This is a genomic window from Salipiger mucosus DSM 16094 (genome assembly GCF_000442255.1).
GTDB lineage: Bacteria > Pseudomonadota > Alphaproteobacteria > Rhodobacterales > Rhodobacteraceae > Salipiger > Salipiger mucosus.
On record NZ_KE557277.1, the window covers coordinates 283,282 to 306,074 of the forward strand.

Consider the following 22,793-nt stretch of genomic DNA (forward strand, 5'->3'; position numbering starts at 1 on the left):
ACTATCTCAGTCGCTTGCAGTAGCGGCAGCTTGAGCAGGACCTTGGTGGTCAAACGAACTGGATCGCCGCATCCGAGGGCAATGCAGGGCGACCGGGGCTACCATCATGCGGCGGGAGGGCAGTCTGGGGTTGATGTGCAGCTTCGGTGGCGCTGGTGCCAGTCAACGCGCGAGATGAATGCGTTATCCCCAATACCACCCACTCCCTCTGTGATCATCTCCGTGGTGGCGAGCTCAGATGAGGGGGGCGGTGAAGTGCCTCAAGTGCTTGGGGCATGACCGCTGTCACCTCATTGGGCAGTGGACGGTGGCCGGAAAACTGTTCAGGCTCTGCTTTAATGATTGAAATGGTGTTCGTGTAAAATAGTGTGACTGAAGGGGGAGGGGCGATAGTGTCTTCATTACTCAAGTTTTTCCGAATTTCATTCTTTCTTTTTGTCTACTTCATCTTTTGCATGATCGTGGTGGTCACAGCCCTCCAGGGGTGGCCCGTGGGTGGCCAAATGTTGTTCGCATTCGGTGCTCCTATCATTTTGGTCTGGTGGCAAGAAAAGCGGAGATCGCGGAAAGTCGCTGCAAAAGCGCCAGCCGGGGGAAGTTCCGAAACTCGAACATCGCGACCTGAGTCGGTGCCGCGCCCAAGTGCCTACGACAAGCGTATCGAGCGTGAGCGCGAACGAACTCGCGAAGCCATTGCGTCCAAAGCGCCGGCTGCCGTTCAAGCCTATTCCCCACCAAAGCAGGACTACGGTGAAATCGTTCGGGTTGGAAAGGCTGCGGCGCCGGCACTTGCGGCCCTCGCAGAACGAAACCAGCCCTCACGAGTGGCGTCGAACGCATCGACCCGATCAACGAAAAGCGGGTGGGTTCCGTCAAGCGAAGCTGCTAGCGTGGCCGGCCGCAACATCGGTGGGATGGTCTATGTCGGCACGCCTCCCTTGTTGAACACCTACGGGTATCGTGACAAATGCCGAGCCTATATCGATCCGTCCCTGTCGGTCGCACGCTCTGGAGCCGACAAAGATGGTGAAGGTATGCCCTACTGGCCGGGGTACTCGGATATCTCACCTCAGTGCCGGGCGACCTACCTTAATTGGTTGGCCAGCGGGCGAAACGATGCCTCATATAACCCCGGGTACATGTTCATGTACTTTTATGGGCTGGAGCGACGCTTCTTCGTCGATCAGTCCAACGAAGATGCCAAGGATATCGTCCAGGAAGTCCGGCGGCTGCAGTCACTTTACCCTGACAACCACTCCGTCAGGCGCTATTTGGGCGAGTTCCTCGACATTGCGATGCTTGCCGAAACCGACCTCGACGCTATCGAGCCGATTTTAGAGAGGGAGGGCTGGGAACTTCCGTTCTCACTCAAATACGCAATCGGAGCTCGGATTGACAAAGGCGAGAACCTGACAGCTGACTGGTTGCTGAGTTGGTTCATCTGCCATCCGGAAACAAACCTGAGAACTCCCGCGACGCGGTGTCGCGACGAGTTCGTCGCTCTTTTCCGTATGCGGTTTGATCGGCGTTTTCCTGATGGGCTCAAAGTTACAAAACCCCGGAAATCACTCACGGCATCCTATCGGGCCGCCTCCAGCGAGTTTCAGGGGGCCGCCAACCCAACCGTCGACGGCAAGCCGGTTCCCGATATTTCCGGCCTGCGCAAACCGGTTGAGATTGCCCAAGAGTTGGCTGACGAGGTGATGACCGACCTCGACAAGCTCAGTCGCTTCCTGGGCCGAAACCCTGATGGTCGCGGAAGCGTGGAAGCGCACGCCTTGCTACCCTCTGAACTGTGGGATGCCTTCCCATCAGAGGAAATGGACCGCTTGAAATCTTGGGCAAGCACTATCGTCGATCGGGGGGGATTGGTGCCGCTTGAGGAGGTGATCGGACGTCTGGAGGGAGAAACGAGCGAGAAGATCGGGAAACGGCAGATGACAGGAGCGGCCGATGCGCTCGCCCGCCTCGGTTTCGGTCTGGCGCCCGACCCTCGATTTGCGCTCCGGTCGCCCAAGGCGGAGGAGCCTGTTGTCCTGTTCAGCCTGGGCGAACCCATCGAAAGACTGGAGGAAGTTTCCGACAGCTATCGAAGCGCTCTGATTGGATTGGCACTTGGGTCGTTCGTTGCTCATGCGGATGGTCGCATCGCGGATCCTGAACGCAGGGCACTGGAAGATCAGGTTTCTGCCGCGTCCCTCAGCGATCAGGAACGCCGCAGGCTGCTTGCAAACCTTGAATGGTTTCTGGCCGTGCCACCGGACATGACGCTTCTGCGGCGCAAACTGAAGGAGGTGGGCCAAGACAGCCAGGCCGCTATGCGGGCAGCGCTGGTTGGTGCAGCACATGCCGATGGCATTATTCACTCCGACGAAGTTGCAAGCATCGAGAAAATCTACAAGGCTTTGGGTCTAGATCCTGCGCTTGCCTACTCAGACCTGCATGCTGGCGAAGTTGCGGATGGTCCTCGCACTGTTCGTGCCTCGAAACCGGGTCGTCCGGGCGAAGCGATACCCGATCTTGAGAAAGCCAGCGGACCGAAACTCGACGCTTCGCGGATCGCAGCAATCCGTTCGGACACCGAGCGCGTGTCGTCCGTTCTCGGTCAGATTTTCGACGTCGAAGAGGAAGAAAGTGGTGCCTCCACGCCTGACTACCAAAGCCAGGTGGCAGGGCTTGACCCGAAACACGGCGCCCTTGTCCTCGAAGTACTTACTCGGGAGCATTGGTCTGAGACCGAGTTCGAGAAGATCTGCGCCTCGCATGGATTGATGGCATCCGGGGCTTTGGAGGTCGTGAATGAATGGGCTTTTGAGACCTACGATGAAGCGCTGCTCGACGAGTATGATGGATATGACGTGTCTCCGGAGATTGCGGAGGCGGTAAAAGAAAAGATGAGTGCGGAGGGCAGGGATGTCGAAGTTGAAACCACGTGAACGCGATGCAATCGTACAGGCGCTTCGGGCCGGGGTCGTGCCCAAGCTCGGCCTGCGTCACATCCAGGTCGGCCGCGTCCGCGAGATTGAAGAGCTCGTCAAGGACATGGACCGGATATCCGATGGCGGATCGGCGATCCGGTTCATCATCGGAGAATACGGATCGGGCAAGACGTTCTTCATGAATCTGATCCGTCTTGTCGCGCTTGAAAAGGGTCTGGTGGTGATGTTCGCGGACCTGGCGCCCGACCGGCGCATTCACGCGACCGGCGGGCAAGCCCGAGGCCTCTATGCAGAGATGGCCCGAAACCTGTCGACACGGACAAAGCCAGATGGCGGGGCCTTGGCCAGCGTGGTGGAGCGGTTTGTCAGCCAGGGACACCGCGATGCTGAGGAACGCGATGCGCCCACGGGGTCTGTCATTCGTGAACGCCTTGGTCACTTCGAAGAGCTCACCGGGGGGTTTGAATTCGCAGAGGTGATCCGGCGATATTGGGAAGGCCATGAGACCGGCGACGACGAGTTGAAATCCGCTGCCTTGAGATGGCTGCGTGGTGAATTCGCCACACGCACCGACGCGCGCAAGGCGCTTGGAGTGCGAACGATCATCGACGATACCAGTGTCTATGACCATCTGAAGCTGATGTCGGCATTCGTGTGTGAAGCCGGTTACAAAGGCTTGCTCGTCGGCCTCGACGAGATGGTGAACCTCTACAAGCTGACCTCGTCGCAGGCTCGCAATGCAAACTACGAACAGATCCTCCGGATCCTGAATGATGTGCTGCAGGGCAGTGCCGAGAACCTCGGATTTCTCATGGGCGGCACACCGGAATTCCTGATGAACACCCGTCGAGGGCTTTACAGCTACGAGGCCCTCCAGTCGCGTTTGGCCGAGAACACCTTCGCGCGAGACGGATTGGTCGACCTTTCAGGGCCCGTTGTCCGGCTGGCCAGCCTGACCCCTGAAGACCTCTTCGTTCTTTTGGCCAACGTTCGGCGGATCATGCAGGACGACGCCGGTGCTTTGCCGGACGACGCGCTGGAGGCCTTCATGGCACATTGTTCGGATCGGATCGGCGAGGCGTATTTCCGGACACCGCGCAATACGGTGACGGCCTTCGTGAACCTGCTTTCCGTGCTCGAGCAAAACCCCGGTGTCGAATGGAGCGATCTGATCGAAAAGATCGAGGTTTCCGAAGACCGCGGCGAAGACATGACCGAGGTCGACGAGTCCACTGGTGCCGAAACCACCGGTGACGATGATCTGATCAGCTTCAAGCTCTGACGCCGATGAGCAGTGCGTTCGACAAACTGGCGAGGCCTGTGCAGAAATGGATACGCCTGCAAGGATGGCGCGAGCTTCGCGACATCCAGGCGCGATCCATCCAGACGATCTGCGAGACCGATGCCGACTTGATCGTTGCGGCTTCCACGGCGGGCGGAAAGACCGAGGCAGCGTTCCTGCCTTTGATTTCGCAGGTGTTTGACGAACCGTTCGACGGCACCGGCTTCGACCTGCTTTATATCGGTCCGCTGAAAGCCTTGATCACGGACCAGGCCATGCGGCTGGAGGGCATCTGCCAGGAAGCAGAGCTGCCGGTTGTTCCATGGCACGGGGATGTTTCTCAATCGATCAAGACGCGCGCGCTGAAATCTCCAAAAGGGATCCTGCTGATAACTCCAGAGTCCCTTGAGGCACTGTTCATTCGTCGCGGTTTGGAAATTAGCCGCCTGTTTGGGGCCACGCGCGCGGTTGTTGTCGATGAGTTGCACACGGTTCTAGATAGCGAACGCGGTGTCCAGCTCCGTTCGTTGCTCACAAGGCTCGAGCTCACGATAAAGCGCCCAATCCGTCGGATAGGTCTGTCAGCTACGCTGGGCGACATGGACCTCGCCAAGGCCTATCTTCGCCCTGACGCTGCAAACGCTGTCCAGCTCATAGAAGCAGATGGCGGCGAGGCTGAATTGAGGCTCCAGCTTCGCGGCTACGTATCAGGCGATGAGGACGAAAACAGCCCATCCGCAACGCATGCCATCGCAGCCCATCTGTTCAAGCACCTTCGAGGCAGCGACAACCTCGTCTTCGCTGGGGCGAGGCAACGAGTCGAGATCTATGCAGATCGGCTGCGGGAACTCTGCGAGAGGGAACATCTGCCGCAGGAATTCTATCCTCACCACGCTAGCCTCTCCCGCGAACACCGAGACTTCGTGGAACGCCGCTTAAAGGACGCCGCAAAGCCGACAACTGCCGTCTGCACGTCGACGCTCGAGCTTGGAATCGACATCGGTGATGTGACCTGCGTGGCCCAAATCGGCGCGCCATTCAGCGTCGCCGCGTTGCGACAACGTCTCGGCCGGTCCGGCCGACGCGAGGGACAGCCAGCCGTCTTGCGGCAGTATGCCGTCGAGACTCAGTTGACGCCAGAAAGCAGCTTCGTTGATCGACTTCGCCTTGGATTGATCCGGTCTATCGCGATGATAGACCTGTTGCTTGAGGGCTGGTGCGAACCGGCAAGACCGCAGGCGCTTCATCTTTCGACGCTCGTCCATCAGATATTGTCGGTCATAGCACAACGCGGCGGTGCTTCTGCCAGTGTGGTCTACAGTATCCTGTGTCGCGAGGGCCCCTTTCGCAAGGTCACAACCGAAGTGTTCGCAGATGTGTTGCGTTCGATCGGTCATACCGAAACCGGTTTGATCGAACAGTCCGGAAGCGGACTGCTACTCTTGGGACCTGCAGGCGAAAAGCTGGTCGAACACTACAGCTTCTACGCAGTGTTTAAGACGCCTGAGGAATTCCGCTTGGTAGCAGAAGGGAGGGATCTTGGGACCCTGCCGATCGACAATGTTCTTGCCCCAGGGATGCTTCTGATTTTCTCTGGGCGGCGGTGGGTGGTTCAGGAAATCCATGACCGCGAGAAGGTGATCATGGTCAAGCCCGCGAAAGCGGGCGTGCCTCCCGTCTTTGGCGGTGATCCAGGTGACATTCATGACAAGGTGATTGATCGAATGTTCGCAGTGCTCGAAGGAGGCACCCAACCGGCATACATGGACGCGGCTTCTCTAAAGATGCTGGCCGAAGCGCGTGCACATTATGACCAACTTGGGTTTCGAGCCACGAATATCCAGGCTCTCGGCGAGCGTACATCGATCATCGCAACGCGAGTGGGGACGGTTAAGACGTCAACCCTGGCGCTCGCACTTAGAAGTGAGGGATTTTCAGTCGAGCAGCATGACGGGTTTCTGCTGGTGGAGGTCGGGGATGAAACACCCGATCTTCGAGGGCTGCTGGCCGATATTCGATCCGGCGAACCTGTCGACCTGTTCGCGGGAGCAGGAAACCTGATGTCGGAGAAGTTTCATCCATATCTTTCTAGCGCGCTTTTAGTTCTGGATGCAGCATCCTCAAAGTTGTCGGTACAAGCGCTTCCCGATGTGGTCGCAGCTATTGTCCGAAAAGGATCCTTCAATTGAACGCTACGTCCGCCCCACATCTGCTGTCTTCGCTAGTAAGGCCGTTTCTGCCCCAAGGATTTGACGCAAAGAGAGGTGGCTCGGGAAATCTGAACAGTTAAGTTAGGTGGATTTTCTGCTCCCAATCCGGCAGCTTTGCCGGGACGAAGGAGCGAAGATGACAAGACGACCGAGACGGAACCATAGCCCCGCTTTCAATGCGAAAGTCGCGCTGGCGGCGCTGAAGGGCGACAGGACGATGAGCGAGCTGGCGACGCAGTTCGACCTGCATCCGAACCAGATCAAGCAGTGGAAGGATCAGCTTCTGGACGGTGTCTCCGACGTGTTCGACGACAAGCCGAAGGCGGCGAAGGAGCCGGAGATCGACGTCACATCCCTGCATGCGAAGATCGGCCAGCTGACGCTGGAAAATGATTTTTTAGAGGGAGCGCTCGCCAAGGCCGGTCTCCTGCCGAGCGCAAAGAAATGACAGATCGCACCCACAGGCTGAGCCTGACACGGCAAGCCGAACTTCTGGGGATCAGCCGTGGCAGCCTCTATTATGCGCCGCGCCCGGTCAGCGCGGGCGACCTCAAGCTGATGCGCCGGATCGACGAATTGCACATGGACTACCCGTTCGCGGGCAGCCGGATGATGAAGGGTCTCCTGCGCCAGGAAGGCTTTCCCACAGGGCGGCTGCACGTGGCCACGCTGATGAAGCAGATGGGCATCGAGGCCTTGTATCGCAGGCCCAACACGTCGAAACCGGCGCCTGGCCACAAGGTCCACCCGTATCTGCTGAGGAAGCTGGCGGTGACCCGGCCCAACCAGGTCTGGGCCACGGATATCACCTATATCCCGATGGCTCGGGGCTTCGTTTACCTGGTGGCAGTCGTCGACTGGTTCAGCCGCAAGGTGCTGAGTTGGCGGCTCTCGGTCACGCTGGAAACCGGCCCCTGCGTGGAGGCGCTGAACGAGGCCCTCGTCCGACACGGAGCGCCCGAGATCATGAACAGCGATCAGGGCAGCCAGTTTACCTCCAACGACTTCATCAAGGCGCTGAAGGACGCCGGGATCCGGATCAGCATGGACGGCAAGGGCGCCTGGCGCGACAACGTCTTCGTCGAGCGCCTGTGGCGGTCCATCAAATACGAAGAGGTCTACCTGCGCGCCTATGACAGCGTCTCGGACGCCCGCGAAAGCCTCGGCCGGTATCTGACCTTCTACAACACCAGGCGGCCGCATTCATCGCTGGACGGGCAGACCCCCGATCAGGCACATACCAACACGCCCCGGCCAATCCCGGTCGCGGCATAACCGAGCGGGGAATCCACTTAGGAAACGGCTCGACACTGCTCAAGCAAACCGAGCCACCTCTAACATCAAGCGCGTTTGTCTCCGTCTCAGGCGACATGCGCCCCTTAAGCCGCACCCCAGACGCAGCCGTCACCCCAACCACCAGCGTACTTTCCCCATAGGATGATCCAAGACCCCGCGGCTTCCTCCTTCCGAGGTTTGTCAACGTGGGCCGCCACCTCATGGCCGCCACCGTCACGCCGCGGCCCACATCGAAAAACCTTCAGGGAAGCGGACGCTCGCTGCGTGTTGCACGAACGGCCGCTAAGCGCAGGTTGGAGAAGATAGGCATATCTTTTTGACAAGGCCGAGTAGCGCGGCGTCACGATGCGACGACGAGGCCTCCGTAGACCTTTGCGACTTCTTTCTCCCAAGCCTGATTGAACCAAGTCATGGAAGGTCTGAACTACGGCTTCGGCTTCGCCGACATCCGGCCATCCGGGCTGTGAAATCGGTGCGTGAGCCCGAGGCGCATTTGATTTCGCCGGATTTGGCATTGTTGAGGCCCCGAAACGGGGTCCTCGGACAGAGTCCGGCTCATACCATCAGCTTCCGTCGTACGAGGAACAGGTTGCCGAGGGCGAACAGCGTGAAGAGTTGCGCGCGGTTCTTCGCGAGGCCACAGTAGCGGGTCTTCAGATACCCGAATTGGCGCTTGAGCACGCGGAATGGATGCTCCACCCGCGCCCGCACCATCGCGATAATCCGATTGATGTGCTCGTCGATGGGGTCCAGCGCAGCGCCCTTCGGCGCCTTCCGCATGACGCCCCAGAACTTGTCCGGGCCGGAGAAATGGGCCTCGCGCGCAGCGCTGACATAGCCCTTGTCCGCCCACACCGACGTCTCCTCGCCATGGAGGAGCTCATCCCAGACCTGGCTGTCATGCACCTTCGCCGTGGTGGTCTCGAGGCTATGCACGATGCCGCTCTCGGCATCGACGCCAACGTGCGCCTTCATCCCGAAGAACCAGTCATTGCCCTTCTTCGTTGACGACATCTCCGGATCGCGCGCCCCGGCTTCGTTCTTGGTCGAGGACGGCGCGTCGATGATCGTCGCATCGACCAGTGTGCCCGAGCGCAGCGTGATGCCCTGATCGGCCAGATGTTTGTTCACTTCAACGAACAAACGCTCCGTCAGCGCGTGCTTCTCCAGCAGGTGTCTGAAGTTCAGGATCGTCGTCTCATCCGGGACACGATCATCACCGAGTTCGATGCCTGCGAACCGGCGCATGGACTCGCTGTCGTAGAGCATCTCCTCAGCCATGGGATCGCTCAGCGCATACCATTGCTGCAGGAAATACACCCGCAGCATCGTCTCCAGTGGCATCGGCGGCCGACCGCCCTTCGGCCCGACCTTCGGATAATGAGGCTCGATCAGCGCCAGCAGACGCATCCAAGGCACCACCGCGTCCATCTCCGCGAGAAACTTCTCACGCCGGGTCTGCTTCTTCTTCATCGCGTGGCGGAGACCGGGAAACGCAGGTTGCTTGGGCATCGGTGGGCATCCTTCTTCGTCTCGCCCAGTCTACCTCAACCCGGCCAAGGCGCGAGGTTTTTCAGACTCTCCTCATGTGTGGCTTCACCTGCTGCCTGATTTCTTTGCTGCCCATCACGCCAGCCGCCTTGTAGGCGTATTTTAAGAAATTCCGGCGCTTTCCTAGGTGGGTATAGCGGCTGAGTACCTCACGCTTGAAAACCTGGAACGACGGAATCTCTTTGCCTTTTGCCGCGACAAGTTTTGCGTGGACGCCGCGTCGCATTTTATGCCGGTACGCGTCGAGGGATGATGGTCGGATCAGCACCTTGTTGCCGTCAAACGTGAAACCAAGATACTGGATCGCCTTCGCTGAAATGAGACGACCACCTTGGAAGTGAGCGTGGTCGGTTTTGTCGACCGACATAGCAAGTCCAAAATCGGCCAAAATCTTCTCTACAACCGAGACAACGTGATCGACTTTGCTGCCCAGGGGAAGAATGACGGCAATATCGTCCGAATAGCGGCGATAGGACCCGCCGTAGCGTCCAACCCATGCCATCATTTCTCGGTCAAATGTCCGCAGGTAGATGTTGGCGTATAGACCAGAAATTGGCGTCCCTTGTGGGATGCCGAACGTCTCTTCATGCTTCCGAACCAGCCCGGCTTTGCGCCCCCTTACGTGCTGGACAAAATCGGCTGGAGAGCAGACCCGACCGTGGCCGTTTCGCTTCTTTCCCAGTACGGCGTCTAAATCCTCCGTCTCAACCCACGAGTAGTGGGTCACATTTTTCCAAACTGTGCCGTGGTGGCCGTTTAGCCGAGTTTCGCCTATTAAGCCCGCGACTTCATCTCGCAACAGCGTGTGGTCAAGGCAATCAAAGAAGCCGGAGATGTCCATTGCCACCACGGTACAATCCTGACGGTGCACGATCTCGTCAAACAGCGATTTGGCGTGGTGGATGCTTGTACCGCCGCCCTTGCGATAGGCCAGAACAGCGCCAGCGGTCCCGTCTTCTGCCAGCGCTCGTTCATAAAACGGGTTTAGATGTTCCGCATATGCCTGCAAGTATGCAGCGTCGGCGTGTCCGGCGAACCGGATCGGACGAGGCTTCTCTTTCACTTTTCGGATGAAATTCCCGTCTGCATCCCGAAGCCATTTGCCATCGGCACCTTTCTGACGGATGTATCGACGAGCGAGGTCCGTGAATCCGAGCATCGGCAAGAAACGGTGCGGCTCGAGCTCTTGCGTGAAATCAATCGCCAGTTCCCGCTCGCTTTCGGGCAACGGCAGATCGAAATGCTTATAGCGCCGCTCCTTCGAAATGGCGGGCAACACAAAATCATCGGTCGATGGATCGAATTCGTTCTCGGTAGGCAGGTAAAACCCGGGCATAGCGACTCCGTTCGTCAAATGCCCGGGCTATTTAACCTTGCTCCCATCAGCAGGTGCGCAATTGCACCCTCCGGTACGAGATAACCTTGCGTGGTATAGTATCACCACGATGTGCCTGGAAGGATGCGACATGACCGAGATCAAGCCGACCCGGAACCCGCTGGCGCAGATAGCGCTTGCGGTCCTTAACACTGGTCATCCGGGCCCAATGTCCCGGGGCCTCACTCAGATGGGTGCTCACAGACAGTTTACAAGGCGTTACCGAAATTTTTATTCGCGTTTTGTTCTTTTTCTTTTGGGGTCACTTGGCCCAGGCTGGCAGTGCTCCCGCTTCAACCAAGCGTTGACGCGTAAATGGGTCAAGCGCCTCGGGCAGCAACTCGCGCAGTAACCGCCATTCAGGCGACGCCTCGCTGACCTGTTCGATATGGCCGAGCCTGTGGCCGTTGATCGACCGCCCAAGGTGTTCCCCGACGCTGCCCTTTAGCAAGCCGCGCTGTGACGTGTTCTCGATCAGCGCAGTCAGCAAGCGTGCATATGGGGCGAGTGTTCCAGAGTTCTGGAAGGTGTTCAGCATGGCGCGAATGTTCGGGTGCTCACTTGCGAAGTTCTCCGGCTTGCCAGCAGCTTCCGCGACGATGGAGAACGCGGCGGCGACTAAGCGGTCAACGCACTGCCGTTCCGCGAATGGCTCAAGGTCCGCCAACGGAAGGTCGCTCATTCTATCGCCCCACGCTCGCAGAGCGCGGAAGTAGGGCAAGCGTTTCGACTTGATCCGTTCGAGCAACGGCCCTGCAAGTCGATCCTCAAGAAAGGGAAGGCAGGACTCCGGGAATGTCAGAGCATCGAAGCGGACCAAGACAGGAGCGTCGTATCCTGCGCCATCCGACATATAGCAGGTCAGGACGAGCGTGCGCTGCTCGCGCGATGCGTTGATCGCCTGCTGATCCAGGACGAAGGCATTGCCCCTGTGCCGATGCACAACATCCGAAACCGCCTGCGGCACGCGTTCGGGATCGAAAGACGACAACACCCAAAGCAGCGGAATGCCTTCACGGTCGTAGTGGATGCAACGCTGCGACACCTCCGTCTGGAAGGTGTGGGACATTTGGTATTCGACGGCGAAGCGCCCGAAGTCTCGCCAGTCAACCAGAACGTCGGGGTAGCGCCCATGCTTGCCTTCTGTGGGCGGCAGATACTCATCTACCTTCGTTTCTTCGCACCGCTCGTCCAACGCAGCGAGTTCCGAAATGAGTTCGCACATGCTGCGGTGCATTTTGGATTCTTGCTGGCCGCGATACTGGGCCGCCCGCGCATCATTCGGGTGCATGTTCTTCCCGGAATACCAAGGGCAGCGCGGATCAGAGCCCTGGTAGTGTGCGAACAACGGGCGCCCGTGTGAGGTAGTAATGTATATTTGCCCGTGGCAGGCGACGCAGCGGGCAACCAGACCGTCTTTCCCGTTGCGGTGATCCGTAATGCCTGCCCGTAAGCTCTCCCATCCGTCGCGTGGCATGGCGAGCAAATCGCGGGCCGATAGTGGGCCTAGGTCTTCAAAGATTACTTCTTCAATTATTCGGCGAGGTTGATTGGACATTGTCCGACAATATAGCTTTGGTGTGGTGTTGGAGGCCTGTGTGGATGACTGGCTATAGCTACCTACAGCCGTTTACCAACCGTTTCACGAACGTCCGCAACGGGCCGTCCCTGAAAGGACGGCGCCGTTGAACCGAGGATATGCTGCAACCGATCTGGCGGCGGCAGAGAGCCCACTTTGACGGATGCGGCGCTTAGCGTTGGCGGCGGCTAATGTACCTGAATTCTGCTGCGTCATTGGCAGGTCAGACCTAATCTGATTGGTTTGCTGGTCTACTCTGCGTGGCAAGTTTGCCGACGAAGGCACGGAGGCTGTCCATATATGCTAGATAACCATTTCGGATTGCGTTTGGATTCAATGCGAACAAGGTTGCAGTCAAGAGCGCCGCGTCCGCAATCGACCGCGCCACCCGATCCTTCGGCCGATCGGCGTGAAGACCTGCGTTCAGTTCTTCAATGACGCGATCGACCTCCTTTCCAATAGCAGAAAGGCGCGTTGAATCACCTTGAAGGTGGTCCTCGGCAAAAGCCCATAACCGATTTCGGTATGCTTGCTTGTCCAACTTCCGCTTGCCCCTCGGCACGTCCGTAGGCGGGAACAGTGCGTCTGCGAGCTGCTCCATATAGCGGCGGCCTGAGACGGCGACCTGAGCGACCTCCTCTTCATTGTCTGCGCTTGCGAGACGCTCTGCCGCAGCACCCAGCGCATTGAACAGTTTCGGACTTAGATCCTCCAACATCATTGTAAGCTGATATGAAGCATGTTCACCATCCGGCAGCCAGTGGGTTAGGAGTTTTCGGAATGCAGCCACTCGCTCGAAATGCCGTGGCGTGTCGAAATCATCTAGGATTGTGCGGCCAGCGCCTGTGTCCTCGAACGCTGTATCCTCGTAGCCGAGCCGCTGCATGTCTTCGAGATCCGATGGATCGCAACCGTCTTGGTTGCCCATTGAGTAAAAGCTCCTGAGCTTCATGCCCTCGATTCGATAATGTGGCGGTAGCCTCAACCTGTAGAGCGCGAGATGCGGTGGAAATTCTAAATGGATGGAGATAGCGCCCATGAAGCCACCATGTTCGAAAAGAGCATCACTCAATTCTTCCGCAAGCGCTGTCGGCATGTTCTCAAATACCATCCCGAACACCGTCGGAAAGCCCTCGAGCAGGCGTTCCTCATGGACGCGACCCCATTCACTGTTGGCGAAAGCTGCCATGAAGAGAGCTTCGGGATCCTGCCCACGTTCGATCCCGACCAAAACATCGCCGATGGACAGCTTCATGTGACGGCCGGACCGTTGAATGATGCCTGTTGAGAAGACCGCATCGCGGATTTCGTGCCAATAATTTCCGGACACGGAGTAGGCACGCCAATTGAATAGTAGTGCGATAATCATGTGCACTCCTGGGTAACAAAGGGCAAATACTACTCCCTACATACGCTGATCGCCAGCGCAGACATTCGCTCGGTTGACTGATCCCGCCCAAGCGCAAGCCATCTGCGAGATTGATGGATAACAAAACCGATGTCCGCTTCTCCGAAGCCGCAGTGCGGCACCAGTGACTGGGATGAATGTCTCTTATGGGCCGAGGCTGCATGGAAACTCTTATTTCCAGAATTCGTGAAGAATGGTTTCCTTGCTGGCCTGCCTGTGGCGGCCCGCATTGGAACAAACTTACACAGGTGCGCCTGTCCAAGAACATCGTTCCGGGGCAGGCAATGTTCGATCGAGTTTCCACACAGCCTCGGCCGAGAGCGAACATCCCGAGTTGGTCGACCGCGATGATGAGATCCAGTTCTGAGGAACGGGTCTCCCCTCAGACCCGGCGGCGAAACCCGCCGGACTGAAGGCGTGTCGCGCCTGCCGGTGCCCGGCGAGTTGGTTGTCGAAGCCGCGCAGGCTGAGGAGCTATCGGTTTCCATCCCTTTCTTCCACGATGCCTTTACTGCGGTAGGCATCAAGCATCATGCGCGTATATTCGGCCGTGCTCTGGGTCATAGTGCCCAAACCTGGCCATGCGAACAACGGATCCGACCAAGTAACTTCCAACTCAATTTCGATCCCAAGCAGTGCGGCCACTTTGATCGCAGCGGTCGGTTCTTTGTCCTCGGGCCAGTAGTGATCCTCGAGGGAAACAACCACGTCGAGATCGTCATCAACCCAGATTTCGGCCAGACTCGCTCCCATTCGCTCGCTGGCACTAGCGGCATCCTCGAACAGGGCTGATCGGATCAGATGGGTCACCTGGTCCTCGTTGAGATCAAACCTAGGCCGCGGATCAACAACTGACACGATGGGTTCAATCTCTTGCTCTTCGGCGCGGGATTGGACTGGCGCTGGCTTTTCATCGTTCCGTCCCAGCCAGAAGGCTTCTGGAAAGATGTTGATCGGTGAAGCGCCGCAGCCGGGGCAGTGCCATTGGTTTCCAGCGATCTGTGGACCGGTGATCTCTGCGTCGCAGTGAAGGCAGTACCAGAGGTTTGATTCCTCCATCTCCAAGAACGGATGGCGGACCGTTCCCTCTGCATCCGGTTTTGTGGCGCGCCGTGGCCAATCAGAAAATCGTCGTGCCTTGACGCTCTTCATCAACTCCTTGGCAATTCCGATCGCCTCTGCAAGCAGCACTCGATCATTTATCGGGCTGTTCTGGGCGTGCTTGATGTCGATCTCGACATTAGGGGCCGCCGAGGGGTTTTCTGGCAGCACTATTCGCCAGCCCTCACCTTCCATATGAACGTCGCCGAGCATTGTTTTCAACTCGTATGGATGCCCCCGTACATCTCCCCGAGTAATTGCATTGGGCCCTCCGAATACATGGTCAAAAGCCGCGCCTTCGTAGGAAGTAATGCGTTCCACAAACGCCTTGATTGAGGCGACTTGTGCTTCGGATGGGGTCCACTCTCTATTGGCGCTTCCTGTCAATGCGTTCCAATGAGGAAAGCCCAATCGATTGGCAACAAAGTCGAGTGCCACATGTTGCGGCTGCCCCATCGCTCTGGCGCAACGCTTTGCCAGGAGCTTCAATGTTTTAAGCTTGTCGTTCTCTGTCATGATCCATGTCCAAGCTGGATCCGACTAGGTGCCCGCTGCTAATCAGACCCGCCGATGGCATGAAGTCTGCTGTTCGAAGTCAAGATCGCTGCAAAGCTTCGCATGGCGGGCACACCGGCCTGCGAGAAAGGCCGTGATCAACATCTGCCATTTTCGAGCGCAGGTCAACACCGATGAATTTCAGGCGTGGGAGCCCAACAACTAAGCATCGTTTGCCAGAAAGAGTACCAGTTTGACCGGTTTCACGGCGACGGGTTGAGGCCTGGGAGAGTGGTTCCCGGCGCCTGTCGCGGGAGATACCCAGATGATGTCCCGGCAACTTGTGTAGCTCCCCGCGGGCCTCGCACTTTTAAGCAGGCCATCGCGCTTGAACTTCGACGCGGCCCCTAGAGCGGTTGAGCATCGCCCTAGGGACAGGGCTCACTAAAGCTTGTCGAACACTGAGCCCATCCTCGGCTCGAACAGCCTTTCATATGTCTTGAGCAGATAGGTGTCTGTCATACCGGCCACGAAATCGCTGATGTGCCGGAGGTCGCCACCTGCTGCTTCGAATTTCGCATGCGCATCGCGCGGCAGCAAACGCTCTGGATCTGATTGCATGGCTTCAAAGACCGAGACAACCATGGATTGCCCCTTGAATTCCAGATGCTGCACGCCCGGACTGCGAATAACCACCTGCATTACAAGCTCTTTCAGGGCCTTGAGGAAGCGGGCGTGACCTTCTGGAATCTCGACGCGCCAGCGGAGCAAGGGTTCTTGGAATTCGGGGCGTTCGATGAAACGGACGGGTGTAATCAGATGATTGACCCACCGGCTGATCCAGCGCTTGCGCGTGTTGCTGTCGCCGAACAGCCCGTCGACCATGGCTTCGTATGGGGCGTTGCTCTCGGTGGGGCCCTTCAGCCGCCTTTCTTCGACAAAGCTCTTGCAGGATTCCTCAGGAACGAGGTCTCTGAATTGGCGCTCTGTGACGAGCCGAAGGGCAATGGCATCCTCCAAATCATGGACCCCGTAGGCAATATCGTCTGCGACGTCCATGATGCTGCAATCGAGAGACTTATGTAGAGTGCGGGCATGCTTGCCTTCGCGCTTTTCGATAGAAGTGAAGGCATCTCGATCAGCATCGCAGAGCGGTTCGAGAATCCAGTCGACGACGTCGGTTTCGCTGTCGAGATAGCCCTTTGGCGGCGTCGAGGCTTTCAAGTCAATGGTTCGCAGAACCGAAGGGCCCCCCTGCAACTGCGGGCGCAGTTCGGAGTTCCGCAACACTGAGAGTGCAACAGGGTATTTCAAGACGCCAAGCATGGAACGGCGTGACAGGTTGGCCCCCGCAGCGGCAGAGAAGTTTTCGAGCCGTGCCAGGAGACGCAGGGTCTGGCCGTTGCCCTCGAACCCTTCCGCATCGCGCATGCAGTAGTTCAGTGCGACTTCACCGCCATGGCCGAAAGGCGGGTGGCCCAGGTCGTGGGAGCAGGCGATCGCATGGATTTGGCTGCGGTCCGGGAGACTTGCCGTTGCCGAGTGATCGGCGAAACTGCGCGCGAGCTGGACTGCGAGCCCTCCCGCGATCTGAGCCACTTCCAAGGAATGCGTCAGGCGAGTGCGATAGAAATCACTGTCGCCGAGATTCAGGATCTGGGTCTTACCCTGCAATCTTCTGAATGATGCCGAATGGATCACCCGGCCATAGTCTACATCCCTGATATTCCGGGCATCTTCCTTCTGCGGGTTCCAGGCCTCTCGGCGAGCATTCCAGGTACTCAAATCAACTCTCCTCGGCGCTATGTCTTAAAGTTCATGAATGACCGGAGGCGTTGCGCAAACGCTCTTTGCGATCTCGACCACGTGACGGTGGTGGGTCAGGTAGATTGCTTGGCCGCGTCCGCCGATGGCTTCCATGACGCGGCAGGCGGCGCTGGTGCGCGCCTCGTCGAAGGTTTCGAAGATGTCGTCGCAAAAGAACGGAAGCCTTGTGCCCTGCGCGACAAGTTGTTCATGGGCCGCTGCCCGTAGAGCTAAGTATAGCTGGAAGCGCGTGCCCTTCGACATCTCAGCCGCACGCTTGCTGACACCGTTGCCATCGACGGCGAGCAAAATCTCGGACTCCTTGTCGATCTGGGTGCTCAGCGTCGGATAGGCGCCTTGCGTGAGACTGGCGAAGCATTCTTCCGTCGCGGTCAACATGCCACTGCGATGGATCTCGCGGTAGCGCCGGATGGCGTCGGAGGCGAGATGATGGCCCAGGGAAAGTTCGAGATGCTCCAAGGCAGCGTCTTCGAGCTGCAGTTCCAGCGTCGCTTTCTGCTCGATCAAGTCCGCAACCGTGTCGTCGCCCTTCACCTCGGCAAGGGCATATTCGGCGGCTGTGCGGTTCTGAATGGCCTGGGTTAGCTCATCCTCGGCATGGGTAAGATCGGATCGGTTGCTGTCGAGTTCGCCCTCCAATGCGGCGACCGAGGTCTCTGCAAGCTGGGCGCGGGCTGTCTCGATGTCGGTCGTGCCCAGTTCGGACAGGACCTGGCGGGTGATTTTCTCCAGCGCGACGCGGTTCTCGATTGCTTTCTGCGTGCGGATTGCGGCCTCGCGCAGGGCGTCGATATCGCCCGATGTAATCGTATCGGGGAAGAGCGTGGCGATTGTCTCGACCTCATGGTCGATGGCGTTTTGCCTATCCTTGTTTTTGATCAACTCGGCCTCTGCAGTGTCTGTGGAGGTGTCGAGTTTTCTGGCGGCCTCCTGGGCCGTGCGCGCTTGTTCCGTCAGGGCTTTGAGTGCGGCGAATGTCTTTGCCGCCGTTGCGTGGGGGTCCTGCTCATGGGCGCATGCCAGGCTGTCGACCTCCTGGGCGAATTGCTTTTGATCTGCCTGCATGGTTGAGATCCGACGCTCGGCCGCGGCGCGTGCGTTTTCGTGTTCGCGCAAAGCGCGCAGGGGCTCCAGCGAGGCCTCCAGGCGTTCGGGGGGCAATGCCTCTCCGAGAAGGTCGTGGATCATTGCGAGCCAAGTCCTCTTCGCATCCTCCCTTGCCTTAAGCGCGTCTGCGTGACGCTCTTCGCGCCGGGCAAGATCCCGCTGCGCCTGTCGCAGGGTTGCCTCAGCCTTCGCATGGGCGTCGACTTGCTTGCGGTCTTCCTCGGCCTGGCGCCGGGCCGCAGCCAGCGCGCCGGTCAGGTCTGCTGGGGGAAAGGGCAGGGTCCGGGTCAGCTCGGCCAGCAGGGCGTCCGCTTGTTGGAGGATGGAATGATTGACCTCTTCTGTGTCGCGCAGGGCCTGGGCATCGTCGCTGGCCGCCTCGTGGCTTCGCCGCCAGTCCAGCCATTCGGCTGGCGTGATGCTGTGTGGGAGGCCGATTTGAGCTGCCGCCGCGCTGACCGAGGTCTCGATATTGGTGCGGTCTTCACGAAGGGTTTCCAGGCGTTTGTCGGCCTGAGCCGCACGGGCGCGGGCTTGGGCTTCGGCCTGGCCGATTTCGCGGAGCTGTGCCAGTTCGCGGGACTGCGCCAATCGCGCCTCGGCAGCGATATCATGCCCTTGCATCGCCTCGTGGAAGTCGGCGGCGGTCTGTCTGTCCAAGGCGGCAAGATGCTCCGCCCAGCGTGCATCGCGCCGCGCGCGCAGATCCTCAGCATCGGCATCCGAGATGAGCTTCGCGTCCCGGGCCAGTGATTTGGCCTGAGCCCCGCGGGCCTCCGCATCCTCCAGATGCTCGTCGCGCTTCTCCGTCGTCGTGCGCAGGTCGTGAAGCAAGTCCTGGTGGCGCTCGGCCCAGCTGGTTACTTGGTGGCGGGAGGTCGGGCAGGCAGGCAGATGATCGAAAGTGACGCCTGCGAATGAGAGCGCAGCCAGGGACCGCCGCGCCTTGATCTTCATATTCGCGATCGCCTGTTGCGCTGCGGCGTAGGCAGGGGCGAGGGTCTCCGCATCGAAGCGCTGCAGAATATCTGCTACCCGTGGGCGTTGCTCATCCGCGGGCGCGCCATCCTGCATGGCTTCGGTCGCGGCGATCACCCGCTCCTTCAATTCGGCGGTTTCGCGCGCCTCGATCTTCTCTTGAGAAATAGTCGCGCGAAAAGTTTCCCTGGCACTCTCCAGAGACGCAAGATCGGCGCCCGACAGGACCAGCCCTTTCAGATCGGCGTCAGGCGAGGTGACCCCAAGATCCCATGCGGCCTGCTGCATAGATGCCTCCGCGGCCTGCCGTTCGTCCTCGCGCCTGTCGAGGTCGAGCTGTGCGGTGCGATCCCGCGCGGCGAGGTCCTCTAGCGCCGCTAGCGTGGTCGAGAGATCAAGAAGTTTCGGATCCAGAGCGAGGGATTCGCGATCTGCCCTGAGGCTCGCGATCTCCTCGGTCAAGCGTGCGATATTCTGTGTGGCCAGCCCGCGATCTCTGTGTAGCTCGATCAGCCGTTCCGGATCGAAATCCAGATGATCGGGATAGGTCGCGAAAGGGGCAATCGCCTGTTCCAGGTCCCGTATCTCGCCCATCAGGGGCAGGGCACGCCGCTGCGCCTCCATGCGCGCCTTTGTTAGATTCAGCGCATCCCGCGTCTTGCGCGCCTCCCGTTCGGCCTCTTGCGCCTTCCCCAGATCCCGCTTGAGGGCCTTCCAGGCGCTGGCGGTCACGTCTCGGTCTTTGATCTGCTTTTCCAAATCGGCCAAGGCGCGTTTCAACTCGGCCATGCGGGTGGTGCGTCCGCGTTTTTTCCATAGCGCGTCGGCCCGCTCGCGGACGCCGTCCAGAACGCTGCTAAGGTCGGCCACGCCCGCTGCAGCGGAGAAAAGCAGTCGCCCGATATCCCCTTCGGCATTCGCGATCTCTTCGCCGCCGCGTTCGATCGTCTCGTCGTCGAGGCAGAGCAGGCGGCGGTAATCCTCTTCGGACAATCCCGCGAGATGGGCTGACAGGGCAGCCTCCGGCAGCGCGGTGCCGGTCGCGTCGACCAGCGAACCGCTGCGCGTCGGCAGCCGCGTGAAATCACGCAAGACACCGTCGATATCCAGCCTGGCCGAGACTTGGAGGTTATTGCGCGGATGCTTGAAAGCATAGCCCTCGCGCAGCGGGAAACCGTAGAATAGCCGTAGGACGGCTTCCATCGTGGTGGTCTTGCCGGCTTCGTTCGGGCCATAGATGATGTGAAAATCATGGCCATCGGAGGCCGATCCAAAGTCGAATTGCCGGTCGGTGAAATGGCCGAAACGGTCCAGGGAAAGGCGTTGGATCCGCATCAGTGTCCGGCCCCCTTCATCTGCGCCAGGACGAGATCGGCGCCCGCCTTGGTCAATTTATCCACCATCGCATCGCGCGCGGCCTCATCCGCCATCAACCGGTCGCGCAGGGCAACGGGCAGATCCTGCAGGACGGTCTCGACCTCGTCACGGGCGAGGGCTGCAAACCCGGGGTCGTCGCGGATCGTTGCCATGATCGTCGCCAGTTCGTCGGCGGCGCCGCTTGCGCCTTCGGTTGCGTCCGGCGGCGAAAGGTCGAACAGGAGTTTGTCGATCCAGAGATCCCCGGTGGCGTGGGCAAGCTCGTTCACCTGTTCGATCCAGACATCGCGATCACGTAGGATCTGCCAGTGTCGCTTCGGCTTTCCGGTCAAAATCAGTCGGATCACGCCGATCGGCGCCGCGATTTCGTTGTGCATCGCACTCAGGTGGGACTTCAGCAGCCCGCGCAGAGCCTCGTCGCTCTCCGTCTCTGTCACATCCAGTTCGCTTTGGGCGAATTCAACGACCGAACTGGCCACTTCGCTAATGTCGATCTGGCCCTGATCGATGGTCAGTAGCGTTGCGGATTTTGGGCCGGGCTCGCCTATATCGCGCCCCTGCGGGGTGCCGGGCATGACGACCCAGGGTGAGGCCGAATGGACCTGCCGTTTGTGGATATGGCCGAGCGCCCAATAATCGAACCCCATGCCGACCAGATCGGCGAGGCTGCAGGGGGCATAGATATCATGGCCCGCCGCACCGCCAAGCGAGCTGTGCAGCATGGCAATATTCACCGCGCCCGGAACCGGCGGCTTAAATCGCGGCAGAAGGCTGTCGGGCGCGTGACGATCCGCGAAACTGACACCGTGGATCACGATACCATCCACCAACAGTTCCTTGCCGCCGCGTGCGTCGAAAGCGTGAACGTGGGCAGGCAGATCGAGCGTTCCAGTGATCGGGTTCTCGGCATCATGATTGCCCTTGATATAGAAAACTCGGATCCCCGCATCGCCAAGGCGGTCGAGCTCGGCCATTAAGAAGGCGCCCGTTCTTGCGCTGCGCTCTTTCCCATCGAACAAATCGCCGGAAATCAGAATGGCCGAGACGCCTTCGGAAATGGCGAAGTCGATAAGTCGGCTAAAGGCGGACCGGGAGGCCGCGGCAATCGTGTCGCGCAGGGCGGAGTTGCGCAAGGCCAGTGACCTGAGGGGAGAGTCCAAATGGACGTCAGCAGTGTGAAGAATTTTAATCAAGATCGAACCCCTGACATAGATCATCGAACCCCTGACATAGATCAAGTGAGCCAAGCGCTTGCGTATTGAGCAGTAGGGGAAATTTCATAGGGTTCCGGGCGCGAGAGGTTGCTCGATAGTGATGTTTCTGTGGCACGTATCCTCCTGCGGGCCACCATGCCATCCTCCATCGAAATTATGCGATAATGGCCTGTTGCTTCATGAAGTGACTGGCGTGCGTCAACGGCTTTTCAGCCAAAATTCTAAGGCGGCGGGTCATGCGGTGGGGAACCGCAAGTGCGGCAGCCACGATCGTCGCCCATACACTATCCTCCGAACAAATCTCCTGATTTGGATCGTTCATCGAGGAGATCATAGAAGGTTTCCATGTGCTTTATGAAGCCCTCTTCAGTAACTCTGTAGCGAAAATCAAAGGTTTCTGCTCTGAATTTTCGTATCCCGGACAGTTCCGGGTACTCTGCCAATATTAAGAAATGCGGGGCTTGCCTCTCAGTCGCGGCAATGGCGTTAATGATCGCATGCCTCTGTTGCTGCTTGAGTGGAGGTGACTTATAGGGATAAATGAAGACTTCGAAAATTTCCTGATCTGCCTTGAAGCTAAAATCAGGTGAAATGTCGACTTCATGTTTTCCGAAGGCAATAGTCCGTCGCTCACGTTCGATGAAATTTGCCTTCCCAATTGGAATATATCCGCAGATTCCGTCGAAGATTCCTAGTTTTGCAGCGGCTTCCCCAGGCCCATCCAAGGCCGCAATCGTGTCGCGCGCCTTATCTGCGGGGTATCCTTTCAGGATCATAATCAGGACATGATAGAGATCCTCGTAGTTCCAAACGCCGCCGCGATGAGCATCATATGCGGCGATTTTTTCTTTTAGTCTTTGCCGCTCTGAGGATGTTCCCGAAGGCCCATGTGCGCCGGGATTATATTCGCCTAACCCTCTGAGAAATTCGGTCTTGGACGTTCGTCGCACGCGCGCCTCGGATGCAGGATGAAATACAGATTTGAAGTCAAAACGACCCTTGGCATTGCGTCAAGACGTGACATTGCCAAGATCATCGAATCTCCGCTATCTGG

General features: G+C 58.7%; 13 protein-coding genes. 4 read left to right on the forward strand and 9 right to left on the reverse strand.

Going from position 1 to position 22,793, the window contains the following annotated elements; all coding sequences use genetic code 11:
* The first annotated feature begins 392 nt into the window (after positions 1-392).
* The 4 genes from SALMUC_RS15295 to SALMUC_RS15315 all read left to right on the forward strand — a co-directional run bounded on the left by SALMUC_RS15295 (position 393) and on the right by SALMUC_RS15315 (position 7,706).
* The gene (locus SALMUC_RS15295; protein WP_021120467.1) at positions 393-2,936 is read left to right on the forward strand and encodes a tellurite resistance TerB family protein; all 2,544 of its coding nucleotides are present in this window, start codon (positions 393-395) and stop codon (positions 2,934-2,936) included.
* The gene (locus SALMUC_RS15300; RefSeq protein ID WP_037372024.1) at positions 2,914-4,221 is read left to right on the forward strand and encodes an ATP-binding protein; all 1,308 of its coding nucleotides are present in this window, start codon (positions 2,914-2,916) and stop codon (positions 4,219-4,221) included. The genes SALMUC_RS15295 and SALMUC_RS15300 overlap by 23 nt, the downstream gene beginning before the upstream one ends.
* A gap of 5 nt (positions 4,222-4,226) precedes the next feature.
* The gene (locus SALMUC_RS15305) at positions 4,227-6,410 is read left to right on the forward strand and encodes a DEAD/DEAH box helicase (protein ID WP_020039660.1); all 2,184 of its coding nucleotides are present in this window, start codon (positions 4,227-4,229) and stop codon (positions 6,408-6,410) included.
* 157 nt (positions 6,411-6,567) lie between these two features.
* Positions 6,568-7,706, forward strand: a protein-coding gene (locus SALMUC_RS15315; protein ID WP_156883528.1) for an IS3 family transposase whose coding sequence is annotated in 2 segments (ribosomal slippage) — positions 6,568-6,832 and positions 6,832-7,706 — 1,140 coding nt in all. Because the reading frame shifts where the segments join, the coding sequence is not laid out codon by codon here.
* A gap of 576 nt (positions 7,707-8,282) precedes the next feature.
* Here SALMUC_RS15315 and SALMUC_RS15320 read toward each other — a convergent pair.
* From SALMUC_RS15320 to SALMUC_RS29925, 9 genes are all read right to left on the reverse strand, one after another.
* Entirely contained in the window at positions 8,283-9,239 is a 957-nt protein-coding gene (locus SALMUC_RS15320; RefSeq protein ID WP_021120470.1) for an IS5 family transposase, read from the reverse strand.
* A 61-nt stretch (positions 9,240-9,300) separates the two neighbouring features.
* Entirely contained in the window at positions 9,301-10,614 is a 1,314-nt protein-coding gene (gene drt2 / locus SALMUC_RS15325) for an antiviral reverse transcriptase Drt2 (RefSeq protein WP_020043344.1), read from the reverse strand.
* A gap of 301 nt (positions 10,615-10,915) precedes the next feature.
* Positions 10,916-11,944: a competence protein CoiA family protein gene (locus SALMUC_RS15330; protein WP_198014602.1), complete on the reverse strand. Its 1,029-nt coding sequence runs from the start codon at positions 11,942-11,944 to the stop codon at positions 10,916-10,918.
* A 517-nt stretch (positions 11,945-12,461) separates the two neighbouring features.
* The gene (locus SALMUC_RS15335; RefSeq protein WP_020043346.1) at positions 12,462-13,601 is read right to left on the reverse strand and encodes a hypothetical protein; all 1,140 of its coding nucleotides are present in this window, start codon (positions 13,599-13,601) and stop codon (positions 12,462-12,464) included.
* A gap of 513 nt (positions 13,602-14,114) precedes the next feature.
* Positions 14,115-15,257 (reverse strand): hypothetical protein, encoded by a 1,143-nt coding sequence (locus SALMUC_RS15340; RefSeq protein ID WP_245584712.1) that lies wholly within the window; start codon positions 15,255-15,257, stop codon positions 14,115-14,117.
* Between the two features lie 423 nt (positions 15,258-15,680).
* Positions 15,681-17,021: an anti-phage deoxyguanosine triphosphatase gene (locus tag SALMUC_RS15345; protein ID WP_020043348.1), complete on the reverse strand. Its 1,341-nt coding sequence runs from the start codon at positions 17,019-17,021 to the stop codon at positions 15,681-15,683.
* Positions 17,022-17,045: 24 nt separating this feature from the next.
* Positions 17,046-20,483 (reverse strand): ATP-binding protein, encoded by a 3,438-nt coding sequence (locus SALMUC_RS15350; RefSeq protein WP_020043349.1) that lies wholly within the window; start codon positions 20,481-20,483, stop codon positions 17,046-17,048.
* Entirely contained in the window at positions 20,483-21,742 is a 1,260-nt protein-coding gene (locus SALMUC_RS15355) for a metallophosphoesterase family protein (RefSeq protein ID WP_020043350.1), read from the reverse strand. The genes SALMUC_RS15350 and SALMUC_RS15355 overlap by 1 nt, the downstream gene beginning before the upstream one ends.
* Before the next feature lie 281 nt (positions 21,743-22,023).
* Positions 22,024-22,689 (reverse strand): hypothetical protein, encoded by a 666-nt coding sequence (locus SALMUC_RS29925; RefSeq protein ID WP_156883529.1) that lies wholly within the window; start codon positions 22,687-22,689, stop codon positions 22,024-22,026.
* Positions 22,690-22,793: the final 104 nt, after the last annotated feature.

Bases quoted from the DNA above. Each gene is read 5' to 3' on its own strand.
- SALMUC_RS15300 (WP_037372024.1), top strand. From the start codon at position 2,914: ATGTCGAAGTTGAAACCACGTGAACGCGATGCAATCGTACAGGCGCTT.
- SALMUC_RS15305 (WP_020039660.1), top strand. From the start codon at position 4,227: ATGAGCAGTGCGTTCGACAAACTGGCGAGGCCTGTGCAGAAATGGATA.
- SALMUC_RS15320 (WP_021120470.1), bottom strand. From the start codon at position 9,239: ATGCCCAAGCAACCTGCGTTTCCCGGTCTCCGCCACGCGATGAAGAAG.
- drt2 (WP_020043344.1), bottom strand. From the start codon at position 10,614: ATGCCCGGGTTTTACCTGCCTACCGAGAACGAATTCGATCCATCGACC.
- SALMUC_RS15330 (WP_198014602.1), bottom strand. From the start codon at position 11,944: ATGCACCCGAATGATGCGCGGGCGGCCCAGTATCGCGGCCAGCAAGAA.
- SALMUC_RS15335 (WP_020043346.1), bottom strand. From the start codon at position 13,601: ATGATTATCGCACTACTATTCAATTGGCGTGCCTACTCCGTGTCCGGA.
- SALMUC_RS15340 (WP_245584712.1), bottom strand. From the start codon at position 15,257: ATGACAGAGAACGACAAGCTTAAAACATTGAAGCTCCTGGCAAAGCGT.
- SALMUC_RS15350 (WP_020043349.1), bottom strand. From the start codon at position 20,483: ATGCGGATCCAACGCCTTTCCCTGGACCGTTTCGGCCATTTCACCGAC.
- SALMUC_RS15355 (WP_020043350.1), bottom strand. From the start codon at position 21,742: ATGATCTATGTCAGGGGTTCGATCTTGATTAAAATTCTTCACACTGCT.